Source organism: Leisingera daeponensis, from assembly GCF_019801465.1.
GTDB lineage: Bacteria > Pseudomonadota > Alphaproteobacteria > Rhodobacterales > Rhodobacteraceae > Leisingera > Leisingera daeponensis_A.
Map to the genome: position 1 here is coordinate 152,263 of NZ_JAHVJA010000004.1, position 21,413 is coordinate 173,675.

20 protein-coding genes and 1 tRNA gene are annotated in these 21,413 nt (G+C 59.6%); 12 read left to right on the plus strand and 9 right to left on the minus strand.

Features of this window, described 5'->3' with window-relative positions:
* Positions 1 to 5 precede the first annotated feature (5 nt).
* Entirely contained in the window at positions 6 to 530 is a 525-nt protein-coding gene (gene fliL, locus KUV26_RS11705; protein WP_222508454.1) for a flagellar basal body-associated protein FliL, read from the minus strand.
* A gap of 119 nt (positions 531 to 649) precedes the next feature.
* Here fliL and fliF point away from each other — a divergent pair, with 119 nt between their 5' ends.
* From fliF to fliP, 4 genes are read left to right on the plus strand one after another with little or no spacing between them, the layout of a single operon-like run.
* Positions 650 to 2,326 (plus strand): flagellar basal-body MS-ring/collar protein FliF, encoded by a 1,677-nt coding sequence (fliF, locus tag KUV26_RS11710; RefSeq protein WP_222504156.1) that lies wholly within the window; start codon positions 650 to 652, stop codon positions 2,324 to 2,326.
* The gene (locus KUV26_RS11715; RefSeq protein WP_222504155.1) at positions 2,326 to 2,925 is read left to right on the plus strand and encodes an ABC transporter ATP-binding protein; all 600 of its coding nucleotides are present in this window, start codon (positions 2,326 to 2,328) and stop codon (positions 2,923 to 2,925) included. Before fliF ends, KUV26_RS11715 begins: the two co-directional genes overlap by 1 nt.
* Positions 2,918 to 3,214, plus strand: coding sequence for a FliM/FliN family flagellar motor switch protein (locus tag KUV26_RS11720; RefSeq protein WP_222504154.1), 297 nt, complete (start codon positions 2,918 to 2,920; stop codon positions 3,212 to 3,214). Before KUV26_RS11715 ends, KUV26_RS11720 begins: the two co-directional genes overlap by 8 nt.
* Positions 3,211 to 3,954, plus strand: a complete 744-nt coding sequence (gene fliP / locus KUV26_RS11725) for a flagellar type III secretion system pore protein FliP (RefSeq protein ID WP_222504153.1) — start codon at positions 3,211 to 3,213, stop codon at positions 3,952 to 3,954. The genes KUV26_RS11720 and fliP overlap by 4 nt, the downstream gene beginning before the upstream one ends.
* A gap of 397 nt (positions 3,955 to 4,351) precedes the next feature.
* Here the strand turns inward: fliP and KUV26_RS11730 are convergent, their stop codons facing one another.
* The 6 genes from KUV26_RS11730 to hemN all read right to left on the minus strand — a co-directional run bounded on the left by KUV26_RS11730 (position 4,352) and on the right by hemN (position 11,728).
* Positions 4,352 to 5,458 carry a flagellar basal body P-ring protein FlgI gene (locus KUV26_RS11730; protein WP_222504152.1) on the minus strand — a complete coding sequence of 369 codons (1,107 nt, stop codon included), beginning with the start codon at positions 5,456 to 5,458 and terminating at the stop codon, positions 4,352 to 4,354.
* A complete protein-coding gene (locus KUV26_RS11735) occupies positions 5,455 to 6,462 on the minus strand; it encodes a flagellin (protein WP_222508455.1) in 1,008 nt (335 codons plus the stop codon). Before KUV26_RS11735 ends, KUV26_RS11730 begins: the two co-directional genes overlap by 4 nt.
* Positions 6,463 to 6,465: 3 nt before the next feature.
* Positions 6,466 to 7,914: a flagellar hook-associated protein FlgK gene (gene flgK, locus KUV26_RS11740; protein WP_222508456.1), complete on the minus strand. Its 1,449-nt coding sequence runs from the start codon at positions 7,912 to 7,914 to the stop codon at positions 6,466 to 6,468.
* 46 nt (positions 7,915 to 7,960) lie between these two features.
* Entirely contained in the window at positions 7,961 to 9,268 is a 1,308-nt protein-coding gene (locus KUV26_RS11745) for a flagellar hook protein FlgE (protein ID WP_222504149.1), read from the minus strand.
* 124 nt (positions 9,269 to 9,392) lie between these two features.
* Positions 9,393 to 10,229 (minus strand): flagellar motor protein MotB, encoded by an 837-nt coding sequence (locus KUV26_RS11750; RefSeq protein ID WP_222504148.1) that lies wholly within the window; start codon positions 10,227 to 10,229, stop codon positions 9,393 to 9,395.
* A 143-nt stretch (positions 10,230 to 10,372) separates the two neighbouring features.
* Positions 10,373 to 11,728: an oxygen-independent coproporphyrinogen III oxidase gene (gene hemN, locus KUV26_RS11755; RefSeq protein ID WP_222508457.1), complete on the minus strand. Its 1,356-nt coding sequence runs from the start codon at positions 11,726 to 11,728 to the stop codon at positions 10,373 to 10,375.
* Between the two features lie 217 nt (positions 11,729 to 11,945).
* Here hemN and KUV26_RS11760 point away from each other — a divergent pair.
* Positions 11,946 to 12,032, plus strand: a tRNA-Leu gene (locus KUV26_RS11760).
* Positions 12,033 to 12,127: 95 nt separating this feature from the next.
* Here KUV26_RS11760 and KUV26_RS11765 read toward each other — a convergent pair.
* Together KUV26_RS11765 and KUV26_RS11770 are read right to left on the minus strand one after the other, a co-directional pair.
* Positions 12,128 to 13,615 carry a flavin-containing monooxygenase gene (locus KUV26_RS11765; protein WP_222508458.1) on the minus strand — a complete coding sequence of 496 codons (1,488 nt, stop codon included), beginning with the start codon at positions 13,613 to 13,615 and terminating at the stop codon, positions 12,128 to 12,130.
* Positions 13,616 to 13,626: 11 nt separating this feature from the next.
* Positions 13,627 to 14,070 carry a cupin domain-containing protein gene (locus KUV26_RS11770; RefSeq protein WP_222508459.1) on the minus strand — a complete coding sequence of 148 codons (444 nt, stop codon included), beginning with the start codon at positions 14,068 to 14,070 and terminating at the stop codon, positions 13,627 to 13,629.
* Positions 14,071 to 14,195: 125 nt separating this feature from the next.
* Here KUV26_RS11770 and KUV26_RS11775 point away from each other — a divergent pair, with 125 nt between their 5' ends.
* From KUV26_RS11775 to KUV26_RS11805, 7 genes are all read left to right on the plus strand, one after another.
* A complete protein-coding gene (locus KUV26_RS11775) occupies positions 14,196 to 15,206 on the plus strand; it encodes an AraC family transcriptional regulator (protein ID WP_261399850.1) in 1,011 nt (336 codons plus the stop codon).
* Between the two features lie 59 nt (positions 15,207 to 15,265).
* Positions 15,266 to 15,511, plus strand: a complete 246-nt coding sequence (locus KUV26_RS11780) for a hypothetical protein (RefSeq protein ID WP_222508460.1) — start codon at positions 15,266 to 15,268, stop codon at positions 15,509 to 15,511.
* A gap of 268 nt (positions 15,512 to 15,779) precedes the next feature.
* Positions 15,780 to 16,805, plus strand: coding sequence for an SDR family NAD(P)-dependent oxidoreductase (locus KUV26_RS11785; RefSeq protein WP_222508461.1), 1,026 nt, complete (start codon positions 15,780 to 15,782; stop codon positions 16,803 to 16,805).
* A 312-nt stretch (positions 16,806 to 17,117) separates the two neighbouring features.
* On the plus strand, positions 17,118 to 17,816 hold the full coding sequence (locus tag KUV26_RS11790) for a fumarylacetoacetate hydrolase family protein (protein WP_222508462.1): 699 nt from the start codon (positions 17,118 to 17,120) through the stop codon (positions 17,814 to 17,816).
* Positions 17,817 to 18,141: 325 nt separating this feature from the next.
* Positions 18,142 to 19,185 carry a TRAP transporter substrate-binding protein gene (locus KUV26_RS11795; protein ID WP_222504142.1) on the plus strand — a complete coding sequence of 348 codons (1,044 nt, stop codon included), beginning with the start codon at positions 18,142 to 18,144 and terminating at the stop codon, positions 19,183 to 19,185.
* Between the two features lie 81 nt (positions 19,186 to 19,266).
* Positions 19,267 to 19,848, plus strand: a complete 582-nt coding sequence (locus tag KUV26_RS11800; RefSeq protein WP_222508463.1) for a TRAP transporter small permease — start codon at positions 19,267 to 19,269, stop codon at positions 19,846 to 19,848.
* The gene (locus KUV26_RS11805; protein WP_222508464.1) at positions 19,845 to 21,350 is read left to right on the plus strand and encodes a TRAP transporter large permease; all 1,506 of its coding nucleotides are present in this window, start codon (positions 19,845 to 19,847) and stop codon (positions 21,348 to 21,350) included. The genes KUV26_RS11800 and KUV26_RS11805 overlap by 4 nt, the downstream gene beginning before the upstream one ends.
* Positions 21,351 to 21,413 lie beyond the last annotated feature (63 nt).

Sequence of the window (21,413 nt, forward strand, 5' to 3'; positions counted from 1 at the left end):
TCCTCCTAGTTCAGTACGAAATCCATAATCAGCAGATCGCGCACCCGGCCCTGGCCGGTGGCAATATTGATCCGCCTCAGCATCTGCGCCCTCAGTTTCGGCAGCGCCATCGGATCGGAAAGATCCTCCAGCTCCAATGCTCTCAGATAGCTGTTCAGGACATCGACAACCCGCGGGAGGATTTTTTCAACCTCGGCCTGGTGCGCCAGGCCGACCTCAAGTTGCGCGCGGAACCGCAAATGCTTCAAACCGCTGGCTTTGCGCAGGGTTATCACAATCGGGTCCATTTCGATGAAGGCGAGATTGGCGATATCCTCCGCCGTCTCGCCCGTGTCCACGCCTTCTGGCGCCACTTCGGCCGCGTGCACCGGTTCTGGTGCCGCTTTCTGACCAAAGGGAAGAAGGCCTGACTGAACGGCAAAGAATCCGCCGCCTGCGCCCGCCAGTGCCAGCACTACCCCAATGATAAGGGGCAGTTTGCCTTTCTTGGCCGGGGCTCCTGCTTCGATATCTACTGCAGCGTCTGTCATGGCTATCCCTAAAACGTCGTGCAGCTTCTTCATAACCTGTGAGGAACTAACCGAATGTTAAGGCCGATCCGTCAAAACGGTTGCATGCCGGAGAGAACGCCGGTGCGACGGAGGTTAATGTGCAGCAGATCAAGAATGTCTGGGCAGAAATGGACATGCGGAAGCGCCTGATTGCCGTGGGGGCCACGGTGATCATGATTCTCAGCGTGATCGCGATGTCCCATGTGGCAAGCAAGCCAACTATGACACTGCTCTATGCCGGGCTGGAAAGCGGCTCGGCCGGAGATGTGGTGCGGGCGCTGGAACAGCGCGGCACTCAGTTCGAGGTGCGCGGCGGCTCCATATATGTGCCCTCCACCCAGCGCGACGAACTTCGGATGACACTGGCCAGCGAAGGCCTCCCCGCGAATGGCGGCAAAGGTTATGAACTGCTCGATTCGCTCAGCGGGTTCGGGACCACCTCGCAGATGTTCGATGCCGCCTATTGGCGCGCCAAGGAAGGCGAACTGGCCCGCACCATCGTCGCCAGCCCGCATGTAAGCCAGGCGCGGGTGCATATCGCCAATACCGGATCAAATCCGTTTCAGCGCACAGTTGAGCCCACAGCGTCCGTATCGATTGTACCTATGGGCTCGCCGATCACGCCCGCTCAGGCCAATGCCATCCGTTTTCTGGTTTCTTCTGCAGTCACCGGTCTGGCTGTGGACAACGTGGCCGTGATCGATGCCAATGGCGCATTGATCGGTTCCACTGACGCAACCGCTGCAGCAGGCGCCGGCACAGACGACCGCTCGCAGACGATTCGCGAGCGGGTTCTGCGGCTGGTTGAAGCACGCGTTGGCCAGGGCAATGCCGTCGTCGAAGTAAGCGTGGAAACAGTCACCGATACCGAATCGATCCGCGAAAAGCTGGTGGATCCGAAAAGCCGTGTGGCGGTCAGCACAGATGTCGAAGAACGCGCTGATTCCTCCACCAACCAGTCCGGTGAAGTCACGGTCGCCTCGAATATTCCGGACGGCGACGCTGCCTCCGGCCAGGGTTCAAAAGCCAACACCAGCGCAACCCGGGAGCGGATCAACTATGAAATCTCGGAGACCGAAAAAGAAATTCTGCGCGGCCCCGGCGCCATCAAACGCCTGACCGTCGCGGTTCTGATCAATGGCACTGCCGTCACCAATGACGCCGGCGAAACCGTCTTCCAGCCCCGGCCGGAAGATGAACTGGCCGCTATGCGGGAGCTGATCTCTGCGGCCGTCGGCTTCAACGCGGACCGCGGCGACGTGATCACCCTCAAATCTATGGAACTGCCGGCCGTCGAGCCTCAGGGGGTGGTGGCAACCTCTTCCTTCATGGACAATCTCAACTTTGACGCAATGTCACTGATCCAGATCGCCGCTCTGGCCATCGTCAGCCTGATTCTGGGCCTGTTCGTGGTGCGGCCGATCTTGTCGAATCAGGGAGCTTCGGCAGCCGCACTTCCTGCCGCTGGCGCCGGAGCAAATGCTCTGCCCAGCCTCCCCGGAATGGGTGGAGACGGTTTCATGACCGCGCCTGACTTGGGCGCGGGCCTGGCTCTTGACGGCGAAATTGAGAACAACGAAACCGGCCAATTCGAGCCTCTGGGCGGCCTGCCGGCTATGGGCACCGGCGACATGATGGGGGCCGCAGGCCTGCCGGCCTTGGGCGGCAGCATGGACGATCCGGTCGACCGGCTGCGCAGCCTCATTGGCGAACGGCAGGAAGAAACGGTCCAGATTCTGCGCGGCTGGCTGGAAGAGAACAAGGAGCAGGCCTGATGACAATTGCACATTTGCTGGAAGACTTCGGAATGAAGACCTTGGTGGAGCCCGCTGCACCTGCAGTTTCCGAGGAACTCATTGAGGAACAGCGGCTAGCCTCCTTCGAGAACGGCTACAGCGCCGGCTGGGATGACGCAGTGGCAGCCAAAGACCAGGAAAACATCCGGATCTCAGCCGAGCTGGCCAGCTCGCTGGAAGACCTCAACTTCACCTACCAAGAAGCGCAGAGCCAGCTTCTCGATTCTCTGGACCCGATGTTCAAGGTGCTGACCAGTGCAGTGCTGCCCGACGCAATGGCAGCCTCCTTCGGGCATCACATCGTCGACCAGCTTGCCGGCATGGCCAAGGGCCAGACCGACCAGCCGATGCAGATCGTGGTCTCTCCGGGCGAGGGCGCTGCAGTGCGCAGCCTGCTGCCGGAAAAATTCTCTGTCCCGGTGACAGTCCGTGAAGACAGTGTGCTGTCGCCGGGCCAAGCCTACCTGAGTGTCGGCAGCTCCGAATGCGAAATCAACTGCGACGCGCTTCTTGAATCCATCCAGGACTCTATCGAGGCCTTTACCTATCACGCAAAAAAGGACAGCCACTATGGATGACGCTGCCGATCTGAATACAAAACCGGCCGATGCAAGCAACCCGTTTGTTTCAGTCCCCGTTGAAGTGGTGGTCTCTGTCGGCAAGGCCAGGCCCCTCATTCGCGACTTGGTCAGCCTGGGGGAAAACGCGGTCCTTACCCTGGATAAACGGGTTGAAGATCCGGTCGACCTCTACGTCGGGGACAGACTGGTTGCCCGCGGCCAGCTCGAAGAACTGGAAGGTGACCAAGCCGGGCAGCTTGCTGTGCGCCTGACAGAAATTGCCGATCTGCAAAGCGGTTTGGGATGACACATACGACTTTTGTGCGGACGGCTTTGACCGCAGTGCTTCTGCTGTCTTTGCCGCACACCGCCCTGGCTCAAGAATTGAGCCTTTCGCTGGCAGACGGGCAATCAATTTCGGCCCGTTCAATCCAGCTGATCCTGCTGATTACAGTGCTCAGCCTGGCCCCCGGCCTGCTGATCATGATCACTTGCTTCCCGTTTCTGGTGACCGTCCTGTCTATTCTGCGCCAGGGCATCGGCCTGCAGCAGGCACCGCCTAACATGCTGATTATCAGCCTAGCGCTGTTTTTGACTTACTTCGTGATGGAGCCGGTCTTCACCGAGGCTTGGAATACCGGGATTAATCCGCTTCTGGAAGAGCAGCTGGAGCCAGGCGAAGCCATCACCCGCAGTCTGGAGCCCTTCCGGGCCTTCATGGCCAACCGGCTGGATCCGGACACATTTTATGCAATTGCGGACCTCAGGCCGGAAACCAAAGGCTTGGACCCCGTACCTGAGGCGCCCTTGTCTGCGCTGGTGCCCAGCTTCCTGCTATCGGAAATTGCCCGGGCCTTTCAGATCGGCTTTCTAGTATTTTTACCATTCCTGGTGATCGACCTGGTTGTGGCCGCGATCCTGATGTCGATGGGGATGATGATGGTCCCGCCGGCCATCGTGTCCCTGCCGTTCAAGCTGGCGTTCTTCGTTGTTGCTGACGGCTGGAGCCTGATCGCAACCGCACTGGTGCGCAGCTACTATCCCTGAACTTTGTAATCACAGTTGAATGGGCCGGGCACCTGACGTGCCCGGTTTTCCTGTTGCGGCGGAACCATCTGCACGCAAAATCTCAGACGACGCCAGCCGGTACACTTTCAGCCTGTATTCCTAACTCCGGGCACGTCGCAACGGCCATTTCTTAGAAATATACAGACAGTGCTGCAGCACCGTTTTTCAGCGCCTTCCTGAGGCAGCACCGCCGGCCCCCTCAGGCTTGCTTCTATCCAAGACATGTTGCCGTTAAAACGGCGGACCAGCTTCACATTCGCCTGGCTGCACGATGGCCCGGCTGAACTGTCCAATACACCTTCTGGCCTTATCAACTGACAGAAAAAACCCGGCCTTTTCATGAAAGGCCAGGGTTCTAACAGAAGCGTGCCTTGGCTCAGCGGACCACGAATTCCGCGTGCAGCGCTCCGGCCGCTTTCAGGCTCTTGAGAATATCAATCATATCCCGCGGTGATACGCCCAAGGCGTTCAACCCCGCCACTACTTCAGACAAAGAGGTCGTCTCTGGGACTTCCGCCAACTGAATGCCTTCTTCTTCCTCGATTGCGGCACCAGTGCGCGGCACGACAACCGTCTCCCCGTCGGAAAACGGATTTGGCTGCACGACCAGCGGAGTTTCCTCGATCCGCAAAGTCAGGTTGCCCTGAGCCACGGCCACGCGTGATATCCTCACATCGCTGCCCATTACAATGGTGCCGGATCGCTGATCCACAACCACGCGTGCTTTGCGCTGAGGTTCGACGAGGATGTTTTCGATTCGCCCGACAGCATGGGCAGTTGAGCGGGTATTGGTACGGCGAATATCGACCTCCACCGTGCCTGAATCCCGCATGAGAGCCACGTTGCCGCCAAACTCTGCGTTGATCGCCCGTTCAATTCGCCCGGCAGTAGTGAAGTCCGGCTCTCTCAACGCGAGCCGCATTGAATCAAGTGAAGCAAGATCGAAAGCGATTTCCCGCTCAACCCGCGCCCCCGAAGGGATCACACCTGCCGTCGGAACGCCTTGAGTAACGACAGCAGCTTCGCCTTCCGCTACCGCGCCGCCAGCCAGAATGGTGCCTTGGGCAACTGCATAGATCTGCCCGTCAGCCGCATTCAGGGGGGTCATGATCAGAGTGCCACCCAGCAAACTCTTGGAGTCACCGATTGCGGACACGGTTACATCAATTGTGCTGCCGACACGGGCAAACGGCGGCAAGGCTGCAGTTACAAAGACCGCGGCAACATTCTTTGGCCGGAATTGCTCGCCTGTTACGTTGACGCCAAGCCGCTCCAGAATGTTCGACATAATCTCTTCGGTGAACGGCGAATTCCGCAGACCGTCACCAGTGCCGTCGAGGCCGACAACCAGGCCATACCCGACCAGATCGTTACCGCGGACACCGTCGAACTCGACCAGATCCTTGAGCCGAATGGCGTTGGCCTGTGCGACTGCAGGCAGCAGGAACAGGCACGCGATGAAGAGACGAAGAATTCCAATCATGAGATATACTTCAGCAAGGACAGCTGCGAACTGCGCGCGGTAACCGTGTAAAGCCCCTCAAGCTGCGTCTGCGCTTCCTGCAGACGCGTGTAGGTTTCATAGGGATCCGCGGATACCAGGTTGTTCTTGACGATGCTCAGGCTGGTTTTCGAGGCCTCGTTGCGGGTGTTGATCGCATCCAGCCGCCCTTCGATAAAACCGACATCAGCCTGCACCTTAATCAGCCGGTCTTCGCTTTCTGACAGTTCGCTGCTGGCCTCAATGACCAGATCAATCTTTACATCCTCGCTCAATCCGAGACTGGGTTCATCGGCTAGCGCGGTGATAACGTAGCTTTGCAGCGTGTGCTTTAGGCTGTCGTCATTGGCCTGGATACCCAGGGAGACCTGTTCCCCATCACCCACCGTCACCGGCTGCAATGCTGTAGCTGAGCCCTTGTACATAACGGCATCAAAACCCGCTGGATCGTCGAACCAATCCTTGACCGCCTGAATGATGTCAGTGCTTGTCGTCAGACCAGACACTTCGGTCAGAATTGCGGACATCAGGGTTCCGGCGTTGTTTAGAGGCTTGGTATCCGTTGCGGTCCCCGCAAAAATGGTGCGCCCGCCGACAGAGGTGTTCATTAGATTGATCGCACTGGACATCCGCTGCTTGGCCTGGCTGCCGAATTGTTCTGCATTGGTCTCGTCCATTGCCGGAGACAGCGTCAGGATATCGTTGCGCATTGCCTGCACCTGGCTTTGAACTTTATCGAGGCTGCCCTGGATGGTCGTGGCAAACAGCTGCACTTCGCCGTTGGCGACCATATAGCTGTCAATCCGGTTCAATGTGCTCTCCAGATCCGCCAGATAGGTGAAATCACCGCCCAGCCGCTCAGTCAGATTGGAAGTTTTCCCCGTAGCAAACTCCTCGGAAAGCGTGGTGACGCTCTCCTTCAGGTCCGCATTGCGGCCGCGGAGAAAGAGGTGCTGCGCCATATCGCCATAGGAATTAATAATCATGCGTCAGATCCTCAAAAGCGTTTCCATAAGTTCGTCAACAACAGAGATCACCCTGGCATTGGCGGCATAGTACTTCTCAACCAGCATCAGGTTCTGCAATTCGGCATCGGTATCGACCCCGAGAGCCAGCTCCGCCTGGCTCAGCTCGTTGAAACTGGTGGCTGCAAATGCGGAGCCGCGCGCCGCCGTTTCATTGTCCTGTGCGAAGCGAGACAACAGGTTCGCGCTCAGGGTGCTTGCCGTCAGATCGGATGTCCCAAGGCCAACCGAAGACACCGTGCGGGTCGTGTTCAGCGCATCAGAGTAAGCCTGCAGCAGGCTGGAATCGCCAGGATCACCCGGCGCCGCAGCATACAGCCCATCCCGGAACCGCCATGTCTCCGCGCTGCCGGTCAAGGACACTAGGTCATTCAATTCGATCCGGTTAGAGATACCGACCGTGTTTGCGGCGTCAAAGAAGCCGCCGTCATCGGTAAAGATACCGGCATCGGTTGCGCCGATTGTTGCATCCAGAGACGGGTCCTGAAACCGCTCGATCAGATCCCGCGCCATCGCGTCCAGATCTTCCTGGGCTTCTACCGCAGTCACATCGCGGATTTCGAATTGTGCTGTCAGCGTGCCGCCCCGCAACGGCCCGTCTGGGCTTGTGTCAATCGCCCTGCCGTTGACCTCGAGTCCGGACAGCATTCCATTGCCAACCGTCATATGCGGCATGATATCCCGCGACGGATTGAAGCTCAGCTCTGCTGCTTTGCCGTCCAGCAGCATAACACCGCCGGTCGAATAGAGCGTCACCTGCCCATTGTCGCGCCGAACCACATTGACCGGAATGGCTTTGTTCACCTGATCGATCAGCTGATCCCGCTGGTCATGCATCGAAACGGCGTCCATCCCTCCCGCCTCGACGACCATGATGCGTGCGTTCAGCTTCTCGATTTCCTTCAATGCCTGGTTCACAGTATTGACCTGGCTATTGATGGCGCTGTCAGCGTTGACTCTCAGGCCGCGCAACCCCTCGGCGGTGCGGGAAATCGAGTCCGCCAGCGCCTTTGCTTTTACTGACAGGTCATTCAGCCTGGGCTGGGAATCCGGGCGCGAGACAACTTCGATCAAGGAAGATTCAAACTCCGACAGTTGCGACGCGAGAGACATCTCGTCGTCCACGGTGCCAACCAGGTCAGACATGCGGCCGAAGAAGTCTGCCTGGGCCTTGGCCGCACCGAAGTCCGCTTCGGCGACCCTGCGGTTTGAGATCACCACCGGGTCATTCAGGCGCTGAACATGGCCGACCCGGACACCGGGAACGCCGGCGCCTGGACTGTTCAAGTCCAGAACCCGGCGTGTGTACCCCGGCGTCAGGGCGTTCGCCAGGTTCTCCGAGACGATCTGCGAGGAACGGCTGGCCGCAGTCAGCCCGCTCATTGCACTGTTAAGGGCGGAATAGATAGACATGTTCAGCCTGCTTTCCTGAAGCCAGTGTCAGCGACCATCAAGCGCGTTAGCGCTTGATGTTGGTGGTTTCCTGCAGCATTTCGTCAACGGTCTGGATGACCTTGGCGTTGGACGAATAGGCCCGCTGGGTCTGGATCATGTCCGTCAACTCGGTCGCAACGTCGACTGCCGACTCCTCTTGTGCATAGCCGAGGATTTCACCAGTCGGGCCATCGCCTGCGTCCCACAGGTAGAACGCCCCAGAGTCATCCGTCGGCTTGTAAGTCTGGGAATCCAGAGCTTGCATGCCGTTCAGGTTCGACACATCCGCCAGCGGAACTTTGTAGATGACCTTGGTGTCACCGGAGTCGTACTTGGCAATGACTTCCCCGGATTCGTTGATTTCGACTGACACAAAGGAGCCAACCGCGGTGCCGTCTTTTACCGTCGTGCCTGGAACGAATTCATCGCCCAGCTGGCTCATACCGTTCTGCTCGCCAATGACGCCGATATTGATCTCGATCGGGCCGCCGGCCACGTTGATCGTAACGGAACCGGCCGTTGCGTCATAGGCGCCGCCGGTCACGGTGGCCACACTTTGCAATGTTCCGGCAGTGGATGCGCTGTCGTCAAAAGTCAGTGTGTATTCACCAATCACCGTCGCGCCGGTGGCGGAATCGACGATCTGCATCGTCCATTCATTCGTGCCTGTGGTCGCCGGCGGGGTTGCAACTGTCGGTGTATAGGTGATCGACAGCTCTTCTGACCGGCCCATATTGTCAAAGTACTGAACGACATGCTCCACGGGGTCGCCGCTGGCGCCGGGGTCGGTTTCCGAGGCCGGCAGGTTCGCCGTCAGGCTGATCTCGGTTGTCGGTTCCGCCGACAAGCGGTTCAGATCGATGTGGATCGGCTCCAGGGAATTACTGGTGTCCCGCGCCACGTCTGGAATAGTGCCATCCGCCAGCGCTGGGAAGCCCATCAAAACCAGGCCGGATTCCGTCGACAAATACCCGTTAGAATCGGTCCGGAAAGACCCGGTGGAGGACAGCAGCATCGTCGGGCTGCCGCCAGCTTCCACTTCGGTGATCGAAGCCACCGGCAGCATGCCGCGGCCGCGTACCGCCAGATCGGTGGCATTGTTGGTCGACACCAGCGGACCGCGTTCGTCAATCAGGCGGACGTTGGTGGTACGCACACCGCCCGCCGAATAGGTTCCGCCAGAACCGGACAGCACCATGGAATGGAAATCAGTCTGCACCCGCTTGTAGCCACGGGTCGAGGAGTTGGCGATATTGTCCGAAATGGAAGCCAATCGGCTGGCGTTAGCGCTCAATCCTGAAACGCCCGCGTTCAGCGACGAAGAAATGGTCATAGCACGCCTTTCTGCTGCATCTAATCCTTCTGGATGCAACAGCTAGCGCAGGAGCGATTAACGGGCGGCTAACAGATAAAAGATGACTCATCTGTCAGCCGCCTGTTTCCCAGATTTCAGGGGGTTATTCGCGTAAAAAGATGATTTCAATCCGGTTGTTCCGGGCCGCCATAGGGTTGGAGACAGCCAGCTTACGGTCGGCATGACCAGTCACCCTGTGAATCCGTGACGCTTTCAGCCCGCCCGATTCGAGCAGTTTCCGGGTTTCATCCGCCCGGTCATGAGAAAGCTCCCAAACCGGGTTCTTTGCCAGCACCACAGGATGTGACCGGATGTGGCCGCCAACGGCGACGTTGTTGGTCACTCCTCCGGACACCCGGGCTATCATCCGGACCAGATCCCGGAACAAGGCAGTCGGATTGGCCTGCCCCTCTTCAAAAAGCGGTGCGTTATCAGTGGCGAACAGCTCGATGATGAGCCCTTCATCAGTCACCCGGGTCACGATATGGCGGGCCATAACGGTGGACACCATGCTTTCGCCGCCGCGTCCCGACAACTGCTCCTCGATGGCGCGGAATTTGTCGTCTTCCTGCTCCCGCTTGTCGTCGGACTCAACCCCGGTCGCGCCCTGCGCCTTTTGGGCATCCATCGGATTGATATCCGTTGCCCCGGTGCCGGACTGCGGCTTGATTTCCTCGGTGAACATGCTGTCCCCCTGGAACGCACCGTTGCCGCCGCCTGAAATCCTGCTGAGCGGAATCGATGGCGAAAAATAATCCGCCAGCCCTTTCCGTTGTTTTTCTGTCGTCGCGTTAAGCAGCCACATCAGCATAAAGAAGGCCATCATCGCGGTCACGAAATCGGCATAGGCCACCTTCCATGCGCCGCCGTGGTGACCATCGCCACCACTGACTTTTTTCTTCTTGATGATAATGGGCGCCACATTGCTCTGTGCGCTCATATCCACCACCACTATTTTCACCCGTATTCGGGATAGCAGGCGGCGCGTTAAACTGAGCTTAACAATTAAATTTGCCGGCAGTTCCCTTCTGCATCGTGCAACTGGGGCCGCGGCCCGATCTGAAGCAGCGCAGTCCTTACGGTTCAAGATGCCCGGCTGTAGCGCACGCCTTCAGGCACATGCGCGTCAAGGCAGCTGGCGATGATTCGGACCAGCGGTCGGCCCCCGGGGAGAATCCCCAGCGCCTCTTCCTCCAAATGCACCAGGTCGCCAAAGCGGGCCGCGATATGTGCCAGATCTGCATCCAGGCTAGCCGCCAGATCTCCAAAGCTCTGCCGCAGCTCTGCCCGGTCCAGCCGGAATTCGCACATCAGCATCTCGATGGCACGGCCTCGCAGCAGATCTTCCGGGCGCATCACATGGCCGCGCGCACCGGTCAACTGCCCTGCCTCGACCCGCTGCACATAGGCAGGCGTGGCCACCGCGTTCTGGATGTAGCCCCCGGCAAAGCGGGAGATTGACGAGGCACCAAAGCCGATCAGCGTCGGGCAGGTGTCGTCCGTATAGCCCTGGAAGTTGCGCCTCAGGCGGCCGGTGCGGGCTGCCGCCGCCAGCCCGTCGCCGGGTTTGGCGAAGTGGTCGATGCCAATGGCTGCAAATCCCGCTTCCGAGAATTTCTCCGCCGCGAGCCCGGCTAGATGATACCGGTCCAGATCGTCCGGCAGCATTTCTTCCCTGATCAGCTTCTGCCGCTTGGCCACCCAAGGGACATGCGCATAGCCGAACAGCGCCAGACGATCGGGAGCCAAGCTCAGCACCTTCTCCACCGTGTCTGCGATCCGCGCCTGCGTCTGGTGCGGCAGGCCATAGACCAGATCGGCATTCAGCGAGTTGATGCCCGCTACGCGCAGGTCCTCGACACAGGCCTTGGTCATCTCAAACGGCTGTGCCCGCCCGATCGCCTGCTGCACCAGTGGATCGAAATCCTGAATGCCAATGCTGGCACGGTTCATGCCTTCCACCGCCAATGCCGCGATTTTGTCCCGGTCCACCATCGTCGGGTCGATCTCGACCGAGAATTCCCAGTCATCAGTGTGCGCGAACACTGTTTTCACCGCCTGCGCCAGCCGGCGGATCAGGTGCGGCGGCAGAATGGTCGGGGTGCCGCCGCCCCAATGCATCCGCCCCATCCGCAAGCCCTTGGGCAGAAGCCGCGCCACCAGCTTTAGCTCCTTCATCAGCGTTCCGATATAGCTCTCCACCGGGCTCAGCGTCTGGGTTCCTTGGGTGCGGCAAGCGCAGAACCAGCACAACCGCTCGCAGAACGGGATGTGCAGGTAGACCGAAACCGGCACATCCGGATCAAGCGCTTGCAGTTCGCGGGCCTGCTCCGTGGCACCAACGGCTGCAGAAAACACCGGCGCGGTTGGATAAGAGGTGTAGCGGGGCACCCGGCTGTCGAACAGGCCAAGGGCTTGGAGGCGGTCAATCTGTTTCATGACTTTCCTATGCCCCTTTTGCGAATCCGCCACTTTGCGCAGGATCAAACCGGCACCCGGAATCCCTGAGGGACGAAAAACCGGCCGTTCCCTTCAACGCACTGGATTCACTTGCGAAAACAATCATCAGGCGGATTTTCAGTAAATTCGTCAAAGACGCACATTTTCCGTTTGACGCTGCTCGCGACTCCCCTTATACGCCCTCCTCACGACACCTGCCCAGGTGGCGGAATTGGTAGACGCGCTAGCTTCAGGTGCTAGTGTCCGTATGGACGTGGAGGTTCGAGTCCTCTCCTGGGCACCATTCTTCTCACTCGTAAACAGCTTGCGGCAGTTGCAGGATTGCGTGCTGCGGACAGTATATACGCCCGCCGTTTCCGGCAGGCGCAGGGACGGGTCTCAGGCTGCCTGATATTGCGGAACAGTCGCCAGAAACCGGCCATAGGCGCCGGCATCGGGTGGCGCGAATTGCTCAACCAGCGGATTCGACCTTTTCCACTGCGTCGCGCCCATATCCACAAGCAGTTCATCGAAATGCTTGAAATGGAACGGCGCCGAGCACAGCCCGCCATAGATCTGCGCGGCCGGGCGCTCCTTGCGGCGCCAGTCGAGCATCATCTCGATGTTCTCCTCCATGTCCTCCCGCGACGGCTGCCGCGCCAGCTTGCCGTCGGCATAGCGAACCAGCCAGTTTGCCACCATCTCTGCCGACAGGATCGTGCAGAAGCTGGAATTGAATCCGACAAAGCCCATCTCCGGCAGATCCGGGTTCACCGCCAGGCGGTAGGTCCGGTACTGGCCGTCCGCCTCGATCAGTTTGTCCAGATACCGCTGCGCCAGATAAGGGATGCCCAGCTTCCATCCGACAGCCGAAATCACCAGATCGGCTCCGATCCGCTTTCCATTTTCCAGCACGATTTCATCGCCTTCATACCGCGAGAAGGTGGTGCGGTGCGGGATGATTGAACCGTCTTGGAAACCTTCGAACAGCCCCGGCGTCACGATCGGCACCGAGCAGGAGACGTCCTTTTCGATCGGAACATCGGGGACCATATCCCACTTCTTCAACCCCAGTTGCAGCTTCAAAAGCGCCTCAAGACCGCGGAAGTTGGCCCAGATCAGCGGCTTGGCCAGACCATAGAATGCCTTGTGCAGCCAGCTGCGGCCCCAGCCGTTGAACTGCACCTCCTGCGCCCGCATATAGAGCAGCTTCTTGAAGTTGATGCCGCCGACAAAATACGGCACCCGCCAGACATTCTGCCGGTAGACAAGGTGCACTTGCCTGGCACCGTTCTGCGCCGCATTCACCGCCACGTCGGTCGCGGATTTCGAGCCGCCCAGCACCACCACCCGCTTGCCGCGCGCGTGTTCCGGATCCAGATACTCAGAGGAGTGCATCACCTCCCCGCCCTGCGCGGTGAAGGCCTCCTGCCTGGGATGGGTCAGGATGTTTTTCTCGGAAAACTGGCCGGTGCAGACCACCGTGAAATCCACGTCCTGAACCCGGTTCTCGCCGCCTGTCTCAATCACCAGCCGCCAGCCCGGCTGACCGTCCGGGCGCCGGTCCATCTCCAGCACATTGGTGTTCAGCTGGAACAGGCGGTGCAGATCATGCTTATCCGCATAGGAATGCAGATAGGCATGCACCTGCGGCCCCTTGGGCCATTCCGGGTAATCATCCGGCATCGGATGGTCAGTATAGCAGTACAGGTCCTTGGGCGATTGCGTTTGCACCTCGGGGTAGGAACGCGACGGCTCCCACACCCCGCCCAGATCGTGGCTGCGTTCAAAGCCCAGAACCTGATGCCCCTTTTCAGCAAAGGCCTTGGCCGCGGCCAGCCCGCTTACCCCGCCGCCGATCACGGCGACCGTTTTGCGTTTCACCATGTCCGCCTCCCTTATTCCGACGGCGGCGGCAGGAAATCGACCTCATGCAGCGCCGACAGCCGTACCAGCTCCTCCGGGTCGGTCACCCCGTCCAGCGCGCAGAACAGCTCGAACAGCTTGCGCGACGGAGCCACCCCGAACACGCAGGTGGCCTCAGCGCCGGAGCGGTTGAAGATGCCATGCGCCACCCCCATCGGCATCCGCACCGTGTCGCCCGGCCCGGCCTGGTAAACCTCGCCGCCGAATTCCACGTCCAGCGTGCCCTCCAGCATGGTGATCCACTCATCCTGGGTGGGGTGCACATGCGGCGGCACAAAGGTGCCGTCCGGAATGACCGCGTGCCAGATAAAGGCGTTCTCGCTGTGCAGCTTGGGCGTGTAAGTGTGCCCGACGACATTCCAGGACAAGCCCTCCAGCCCGTCCGTCACCTTGGTGATTCCCTGATCCAGAGCCATGGTTTCCTCCCTTATCGCTCATTCATCGAGCCTAGGGGCAGCAGTGGAAAAGGATTATCCAGAATGCGCAAAATAGCGCAGGCGCGCGCGATTGCCTGATTTCAGAACCGTGTTAGGCTACGCGGATGACCCGGCAGCAGCCATCACCGAAACACGAACCTTTGCGCGCGTGGCGGCAATTTAACAGCCGCGACCTTGACGAGGCCCGCGCGCTGGTGGCGCAGAAATTCTGCGACCACCGCTTGCAGCCTGCCGACAGGGCCCGCGACTTCGGCACCCGCCACAACCATGTGCCCGGGGGCAGCCTGTCTCTCAATTACCTGAGCTACGGCTCCGCCGTGCAGATCGACCCCGGTGAACTGAGGGACTTCTATCTGGTGCAAATGCCCCTCTGCGGCACCGCCCAAGTCGCCAATGGCGCTGCAGCGGTGGACTCGCACACCCGCCAAGGCACCGTGCTCAACCCGACCCGGGCAACCCGGATGACCTGGCACGCCGACTGCCAGATGCTTCTTCTGCAAATCGACCGGGACGCACTGCACGGGTTAGCCGAGCGCGCAGCCGGGCTGCCGCTGTCCGAGCCGGTGGTCTTTGACACTGCGGCACCGCTCGGCAACGGGCCTCTGCAGAGCTGGACCCGGCAATTCATCGCCTGCGTCCGCGCCACCGACGCCCGGGCCGGTTTCGGCCACTGGAGCGCGCTGCAGCAGCAGGTGATCGAGGAGCAGCTGATCCTCGGCCTGCTGACCCACCAGCAAAGCAATATCCGCCATCTTTTGTCCCCTCGCGCGCCCCAAGGCAGCAGCCTGCAGATCCGCCGTGCGCAGGACTTTATCCACGCTAATGCGGCTGAGCCGCTGACTGTCACTGCCATTGCCGCCGCGGCCGGCTGCAGCATCCGCACCCTGCAAGCCGGGTTCCGCCAGCATTTCGGCCTGACCCCGGTGGAATACCTGCGCGGCCTGCGGCTGGATTTGGCCCGCTACCTGCTGCTCTCGCGCCCCGCCGGGACACCGGTCAGCAGCATCGCCTACGACAGCGGCTTTTCCCACCTGGGCCGCTTTTCCCAGCTTTACCGCACCCGCTTTGGAGAACTGCCCAGCGCGACTGGCGGCATTCCGAGGTATTCCCCGTGAATCCATTTTCGTGGGATATGCGCAGTTTACTGACACAACACACGTCGCCCAGTAGAAAGATGGAGATCAATTTCCTTTTGGCTCAGCCTGCACAGCGGGTCACCTGCACGGAAACGGCAAAGTCTCAGGTCCAGCTCCCGGGCGGCGATGGCCAAAATTTCGCCCTACTGCGGTATGCAGCCGTGGCGAAAATCCGCGGGCTTGCCGGCCTGGCCTCACCAAATCTGGCTGGGTTAGGTGTTTCTTCCGGCACTTTCGACCGATCCGTACCCAGCTGGCTGGCACGCTGGGGCACCGCGGATTAGTGCGTCCGTTACAGGCGGCAACGCTCAGGTACTATATTGTCGGTCAGCGCCCGGGGAAACGTGCAATTGGTGCAGCTGACAATGACACCGAATTTATTGGGTAACTCGAAGATTACAGGCGAAAAATTCGCTCGGCCGTCAAACCCAGCGGGGATGGTGTGCGCCTGCCCGGTTTGCCATAATACCCGCTGGGTGCCCTGACGCCCCGGAAAGTCCTTCCTTGGCCGGGCTGCAGACCCCGGCTGCGCAACAGCTCTGGAGCAAACCGATGAGCCAGAAAACCGTTCTCGTTACCGGGTCCTCCGGCTTTATCGGCTACCATCTGTGCCGGCGTTTGCTGGCAGATGGGTTCCGCGTCGTCGGCGTCGATAACTTGTCGGACTATTACAGTGTTCAGCTGAAGCAAGACCGCCAGGAAATGCTGGAGCAGTACCCCGACTTTTCTGTGATCAACCGAAGCATCGAAGAGCCCGGTCTGATGACGGAGCTTTTCGCAGCCCACGAGCCTGCCTATGTGGTTCATCTCGCTGCGCAAGCCGGGGTACGCTACTCCATCGAAAACCCGCGCTCCTACTTGGAAAGCAACATTACTGGAACTTTCGAGATCCTAGAGGCTGCTCGCGCCCACCCTCCCCGGCACATGCTGCTGGCCTCCACCTCCTCAGCTTTCGGCGCCAACACGCAGATGCCCTACCAGGAGACACAGAGAGCCGATCACCAGATGTCCTTCTATGCTGCTACCAAGAAGGCGACTGAAAATATGGCGCATTCTTATGCCCATCTATTTGATTTGCCAGTCACTATGTTCCGCTTTTTCACCGTCTACGGCCCTTGGGGGCGGCCGGATATGGCCCTGTTCAAGTTCACCAAGGCGATCCTCGAGGGCAAACCGATTGACGTCTACAATTTCGGCGATATGCAGCGCGACTTCACATTTGTCACTGATCTGGTCGAAGCCATCCGGCTGCTGATGGAAGTCATTCCCGAACGTCCGGCGAATGGCGTTGTACCGGAGGGCGACAGCCTATCGCCGGTAGCACCGCACCGGGTTGTCAACATCGGCAATTCAGAATCCGTCCGACTGACCGCCTTCATTGAGGCCATCGAGGCCGCGACCGGACGCAAGGCCGACCAGAATTTGATGCCGATCCAGGCTGGCGATGTGCCAGCCACCTGGGCGGATGCTGCGCTGCTCAATCGGCTCACCGGTTACAGCCCGCAGACTTCCGTACCGGAGGGTGTGGCCCGCTTTGTCAGCTGGTACAGAGAATACTACCACACCGTGCCCTCCTGAAATTCTGCCAGTTGAAACCACGGTCTGCCAACCATCGCAAGGCTGCCGCTAAAGCGCTGCTTTCAAGTTGCATATCTTCGGACGCAAAGCGCTGTGTCATGAAGCGCGGACGGTGCCGGGCGCTGCCTTTCTGCAGTACTGCACCTTCTGTTAGGACGATAAGATAACCCTTGGGACACTAGGCCTAGAGTGTCAGGCAGCGCGGTGAAGCGCACGGGGCATTAAATCGTCGAACGAAGGGTTTACAGCTGCCGGTATTGCGGCTCTGACTTATGAGGACGGCTAACGCCGCTGCCGCATAAGGATTCTCCGATGAGCAAGGTTCTTTTCCCGCTTCCCGATACGCCGGTGGTACCGGTCACAGGAGAGGCAGCTGGCTACCCTGTAGGCCGGATCTTCTGTGTCGGTCGAAATTATGCAGCACATGCCGCGGAGATGGGTAATGAAGTGGACCGCGAGGCTCCATTCTATTTCACCAAGGCAGCGGCCAATGCGGTGTTAACCGGTGCAGTTGTGCCCTATCCGCCCGGAACAGAAAATTTCCACTACGAAATGGAACTCGCGGTTGCGATCGAGTCGCCGGTATTCCGCGCGGCACCGAACGCAGCATTGGCGTCCGTCTTCGGTTATTGCTGTGCACTGGATATGACCCGGAGAGACCTTCAAATCCGCGAACGGCAAAAGCAGCGGCCCTGGGATCTGGGCAAGGATCTGGAGAACGGTACGGTGCTGGCACCGCTGACCCGCTCTGCAGCATGGGGCAGCCCAGCGGACCAGCGGATCCGGCTGGAGGTGAACGGCGAGACCCGGCAGGACGCAAAGCTTTCGGAGATGATCTGGTCCGTGGCGGATATCATTAGCCACCTATCCGGTTTCTACCATCTTCGGCCAGGGGATCTAATTCTGACCGGCACTCCTGCCGGCGTAGGTCCGGTGAATGCCGGAGACAAGCTGCGCGGAGAAATAGACGGTTTGCTCCCTGTCAGCTTTGAGCTGACTGATGCGGAATGACACGCAGCCATCACGGCACGATAGTTGTTGCAAGGCGGCCGGCTAAATATGTATCAATTTGTAGTGACTTCCGCGCGTCTCGTAACATTTTGGCGGTGAAACCACCTTTGACCGAAACTTGGCGGCGGATTTCATAATTAAAAAATGTATAATCTGCTGTTGATGGTTACAAATGCACCTAATAGCAGGAATGCAACCGGTTCGTTAAACGAACCCAAACAGGGGCTGTGACGGCAGAAACGGAAAGAAACTCGGGGGGGGGGCGCCGCAGCAATGTTGCGAAGACGGCGGTCCCGGCATGAGATTTGGTCTAAGGGAGGACAACATGACCATTCGCAGAAAGTTTTTGGGGGCAGCGGGCGCAGCGGCCCTGGCGATGCTCGGCGCAATGCCGGCCTTTGCCCAGGAAGTAACTTTGAAACTGCACCAGTTTCTGCCTGCGCAGGCAAACGTTCCGAAACTGATCCTGGATGTCTGGGCCGACAACGTCGAGGAGTCTTCCGGAGGGCGGATCAAGATCGACCGTTTCCCCTCGATGCAGCTGGGCGGCAAGCCGCCGGAGCTGATGGACCAGGCCATCGACGGTGTGGCGGATATCGTCTGGACCGTGGTGGGGTATACCCCGGGCCGCTACCCCTCGACCGAGGTGTTCGAGCTGCCGTTCATGATGACCAATGCACGCGCCGTGTCGCATGCCTATTGGGAAATGTTCGACAAGCACATGAAGGACAATGAGTTCAAGGATGTGAAGATCCTTGGCACCTGGGTGCATGGGCCGGGCATGATCCACACCTCTGAACCGGTGGAAACACCGGAAGATCTGGAGGGTATGAAGATCCGTGGCGGTGGCCGGTCGGTCAACGCGCTGCTGGAAGAACTGGGCGCGACGCCGGTTGGGATGCCGGTTCCGGCAATTCCTGAAGGCCTGTCCAAGGGCGTGATCGACGGCACCACCATTCCCTGGGAAGTGACCGCAGCGCTGAAGGTTCCGGAGCTGGTAGAAAACCACACCGAGTTTACCGGCAAGGCGCTTTATACTCTCACCTTTGTCCTGGCTATGAATAAAGAGAAGTACGAAAGCCTGCCGGATGACCTGAAAAAGGCCATCGACGACAACTCCGGCCTGGAATTCTCGGTCTTTGCTGGCGGAACCCAGGCGGATTCGGACGGCCCCTCCCGCGAGATGGCACTGGACCTGGGCAACAACGTCATCACCCTGGACGAAGAGCAGACCGCAATCTGGCGCGAGCGTGCGCAGCCGATCTACGACCAGTGGATCGCTGACATGAAGGAAAAGGGCATCGACGGTGCCGCGCTGATCGAAGAAGCCAGCGGGCTGATCGAGAAATACACGCCGCAGTACCAGTAAGGCGTTTGAATTGATAAAGGTGAAGGGCCGCGCGGCATTGGCAATGCGGCCCTTCGCATACCGGAACAAGGCAACTGAACCATGCACAAGCTCATGATGCGGCTGGCCAAGTCAATGGCCTACCTGGGCGGTGCGGTCCTTACTCTACTGATCATTCTAACATGTGTTTCGATCGCTGGGCGCCTGCTCAACGGTTTCTTCCATGGCGATTTGATGGAGCGGATTGCACCAGGGTTTTCGAAATGGATGACGAGCTGGGTCGGGCCGGTGAACGGCGACTTCGAGCTGGTTGAGGCCGGTGTAGCCTTTGCCATTTTCGCCTTCCTGCCGCTGTGCCAGATCACCGCGGGCCATGCCTCGGTCGATGTGGTGGCCAATGCGTTTCCGCGGCGTGTGAAACGGTTTCTGCGGATGGTGACCGACGTGGTCTTTGCCGCGGTTCTGGTGCTCATCGCCTGGCGGCTGGCCGACGGCCTGGCGGGCAAGTATTCCAATGGCGAAACCTCCTTCCTGCTCGAGTTTCCGATCTGGTGGGCTTACGCGATCAGCCTGGTGGCTGCGGTCGTGGCGGCCATCGTCGGTGTCTACATGGGTGCAATCCGCACCATCGAATTCTTTACCGGCCGAATCCTTGTCTGGGACGGCGTGGAGGGTGAACAGTGACGGCACTTGAAATTGGCATTGCCTCCTTCCCGGTTCTGATGCTGCTAATCTTTCTACGGGTTCCGATCGGTCTCTCGATGTTTCTGGTCGGCCTTGGCGGGCTGATCTGGGTGACGGATGGCACGCAGGTCGCGTTCGGCCGGTTGAAGAGCGAAACCTATACCACCTTCTCCTCCTACTCGCTGACCATCGTGCCGATGTTCCTGCTGATGGGCCACTTTGCAACGCTGGGCGGCATGTCCACAGCGCTGTTCAAGGCGGCCGAGGGCTTTTTAGGGCACCGCAAGGGCGGGGTCGCAATGGCCTCGATCGGTGCCTGCGCGGGCTTTGGCGCGATCTGCGGATCGTCCCTGGCGACCGCTGCCACCATGGGCCGGGTCGCCCTGCCAGAACTGAAGCAATACGGCTATGCCGGGGGATTTTCCACCGCGACGCTGGCAGCCGGCGGCACGCTGGGCATCCTGATCCCACCGTCGGTTGTGTTGGTAATCTATGCGATCCTTACCGAGCAGAACATCGCCAAGCTGTTTCTGTCGGCCTTCATTCCAGGCCTGCTGGCGGCACTGGGCTATGTGATCGCGATTTCCATTTATGTTCGCCTGTACCCGGAAAGCGCGGGCACCCGCCCGCCGGTTCCGATGCGCGAGCGCTTTGCCGCATTGTTTCACGTCTGGCCTGTTCTGCTGGTCTTTGGCCTGGTTGTCGGCGGCATTTATCTGGGCTGGTTTACCCCGACTGAAGGCGCGGCTGTGGGTGCATTCGGAACCGGGTTCATCGCTTGGACCAATGGCGGGCTGACCCGCGAAACGCTGGCGGACAGCTTTCTGGTGACGGCGCGGTCCACCGCAATGATCTTCTTCATTGTGCTGGGTGCGGGCTTCTACAACGGCTTTCTGGCGCTCACCAAGGTACCGCAGGAACTGGCCGATTTCGTCGTGAGCCAGGGCCTGAGCCCCTGGATGGTGCTGGCGCTGATCCTAGCGTTCTACCTGGTGTTCGGCTGCCTGATGGACAGCCTGTCGATGATCCTGCTGACCATCCCGATCTTCTTTCCGGTGATCTCTGCCATGGACTTTGGCCTGCTGTCGCTGCCCGCGATGCAAGCGGATGCCGCGATGGAGGTGCTGAAGGCCGGCGTGCCCGAAGGGATGGGTGCAGAGATGCTTGCCTCGATACAGGATGCCATTGCCTCAGGTGCTGAATTGACCCGTGAGCAGATGAAGGAACTGGGCATTCGGGTCACCGAGGGCCGGGTAAACCGGATCGAGGCGGAATATGTCGCCATCTGGTTCGGCGTGCTGGTGCTGATCGTGGTAGAGGTCGGGCTAATCACCCCGCCGGTGGGCATGAACCTGTTCATCATCAACGCGATGGATCGCAAGACCAGGATGATCGACACCTACAAGGCAGTTATGTTCTTCGTGGCCTCCGACCTGATCCGGGTGGTCATCCTGGTGGCCTTCCCGATCATCACGCTGCTCCCGCTGATGCTGATGCAGTGATGCGTAGCCCTTTCCCGCAATGCGCGGGGAAGGGCTTGCCGCCCACCAGTGCAGAATATGGAA

Coding starts and splice junctions, on each gene's coding strand:
- fliL (WP_222508454.1), bottom strand. CDS start 530: ATGACAGACGCTGCAGTAGATATCGAAGCAGGAGCCCCGGCCAAGAAA.
- KUV26_RS11715 (WP_222504155.1), top strand. CDS start 2,326: ATGACAATTGCACATTTGCTGGAAGACTTCGGAATGAAGACCTTGGTG.
- KUV26_RS11720 (WP_222504154.1), top strand. CDS start 2,918: ATGGATGACGCTGCCGATCTGAATACAAAACCGGCCGATGCAAGCAAC.
- fliP (WP_222504153.1), top strand. CDS start 3,211: ATGACACATACGACTTTTGTGCGGACGGCTTTGACCGCAGTGCTTCTG.
- KUV26_RS11730 (WP_222504152.1), bottom strand. CDS start 5,458: ATGATTGGAATTCTTCGTCTCTTCATCGCGTGCCTGTTCCTGCTGCCT.
- KUV26_RS11735 (WP_222508455.1), bottom strand. CDS start 6,462: ATGATTATTAATTCCTATGGCGATATGGCGCAGCACCTCTTTCTCCGC.
- flgK (WP_222508456.1), bottom strand. CDS start 7,914: ATGTCTATCTATTCCGCCCTTAACAGTGCAATGAGCGGGCTGACTGCG.
- KUV26_RS11745 (WP_222504149.1), bottom strand. CDS start 9,268: ATGACCATTTCTTCGTCGCTGAACGCGGGCGTTTCAGGATTGAGCGCT.
- KUV26_RS11750 (WP_222504148.1), bottom strand. CDS start 10,229: ATGAGCGCACAGAGCAATGTGGCGCCCATTATCATCAAGAAGAAAAAA.
- hemN (WP_222508457.1), bottom strand. CDS start 11,728: ATGAAACAGATTGACCGCCTCCAAGCCCTTGGCCTGTTCGACAGCCGG.
- KUV26_RS11765 (WP_222508458.1), bottom strand. CDS start 13,615: ATGGTGAAACGCAAAACGGTCGCCGTGATCGGCGGCGGGGTAAGCGGG.
- KUV26_RS11770 (WP_222508459.1), bottom strand. CDS start 14,070: ATGGCTCTGGATCAGGGAATCACCAAGGTGACGGACGGGCTGGAGGGC.
- KUV26_RS11775 (WP_261399850.1), top strand. CDS start 14,196: ATGACCCGGCAGCAGCCATCACCGAAACACGAACCTTTGCGCGCGTGG.
- KUV26_RS11780 (WP_222508460.1), top strand. CDS start 15,266: ATGGAGATCAATTTCCTTTTGGCTCAGCCTGCACAGCGGGTCACCTGC.
- KUV26_RS11785 (WP_222508461.1), top strand. CDS start 15,780: ATGAGCCAGAAAACCGTTCTCGTTACCGGGTCCTCCGGCTTTATCGGC.
- KUV26_RS11790 (WP_222508462.1), top strand. CDS start 17,118: ATGAGCAAGGTTCTTTTCCCGCTTCCCGATACGCCGGTGGTACCGGTC.
- KUV26_RS11795 (WP_222504142.1), top strand. CDS start 18,142: ATGACCATTCGCAGAAAGTTTTTGGGGGCAGCGGGCGCAGCGGCCCTG.
- KUV26_RS11800 (WP_222508463.1), top strand. CDS start 19,267: ATGCACAAGCTCATGATGCGGCTGGCCAAGTCAATGGCCTACCTGGGC.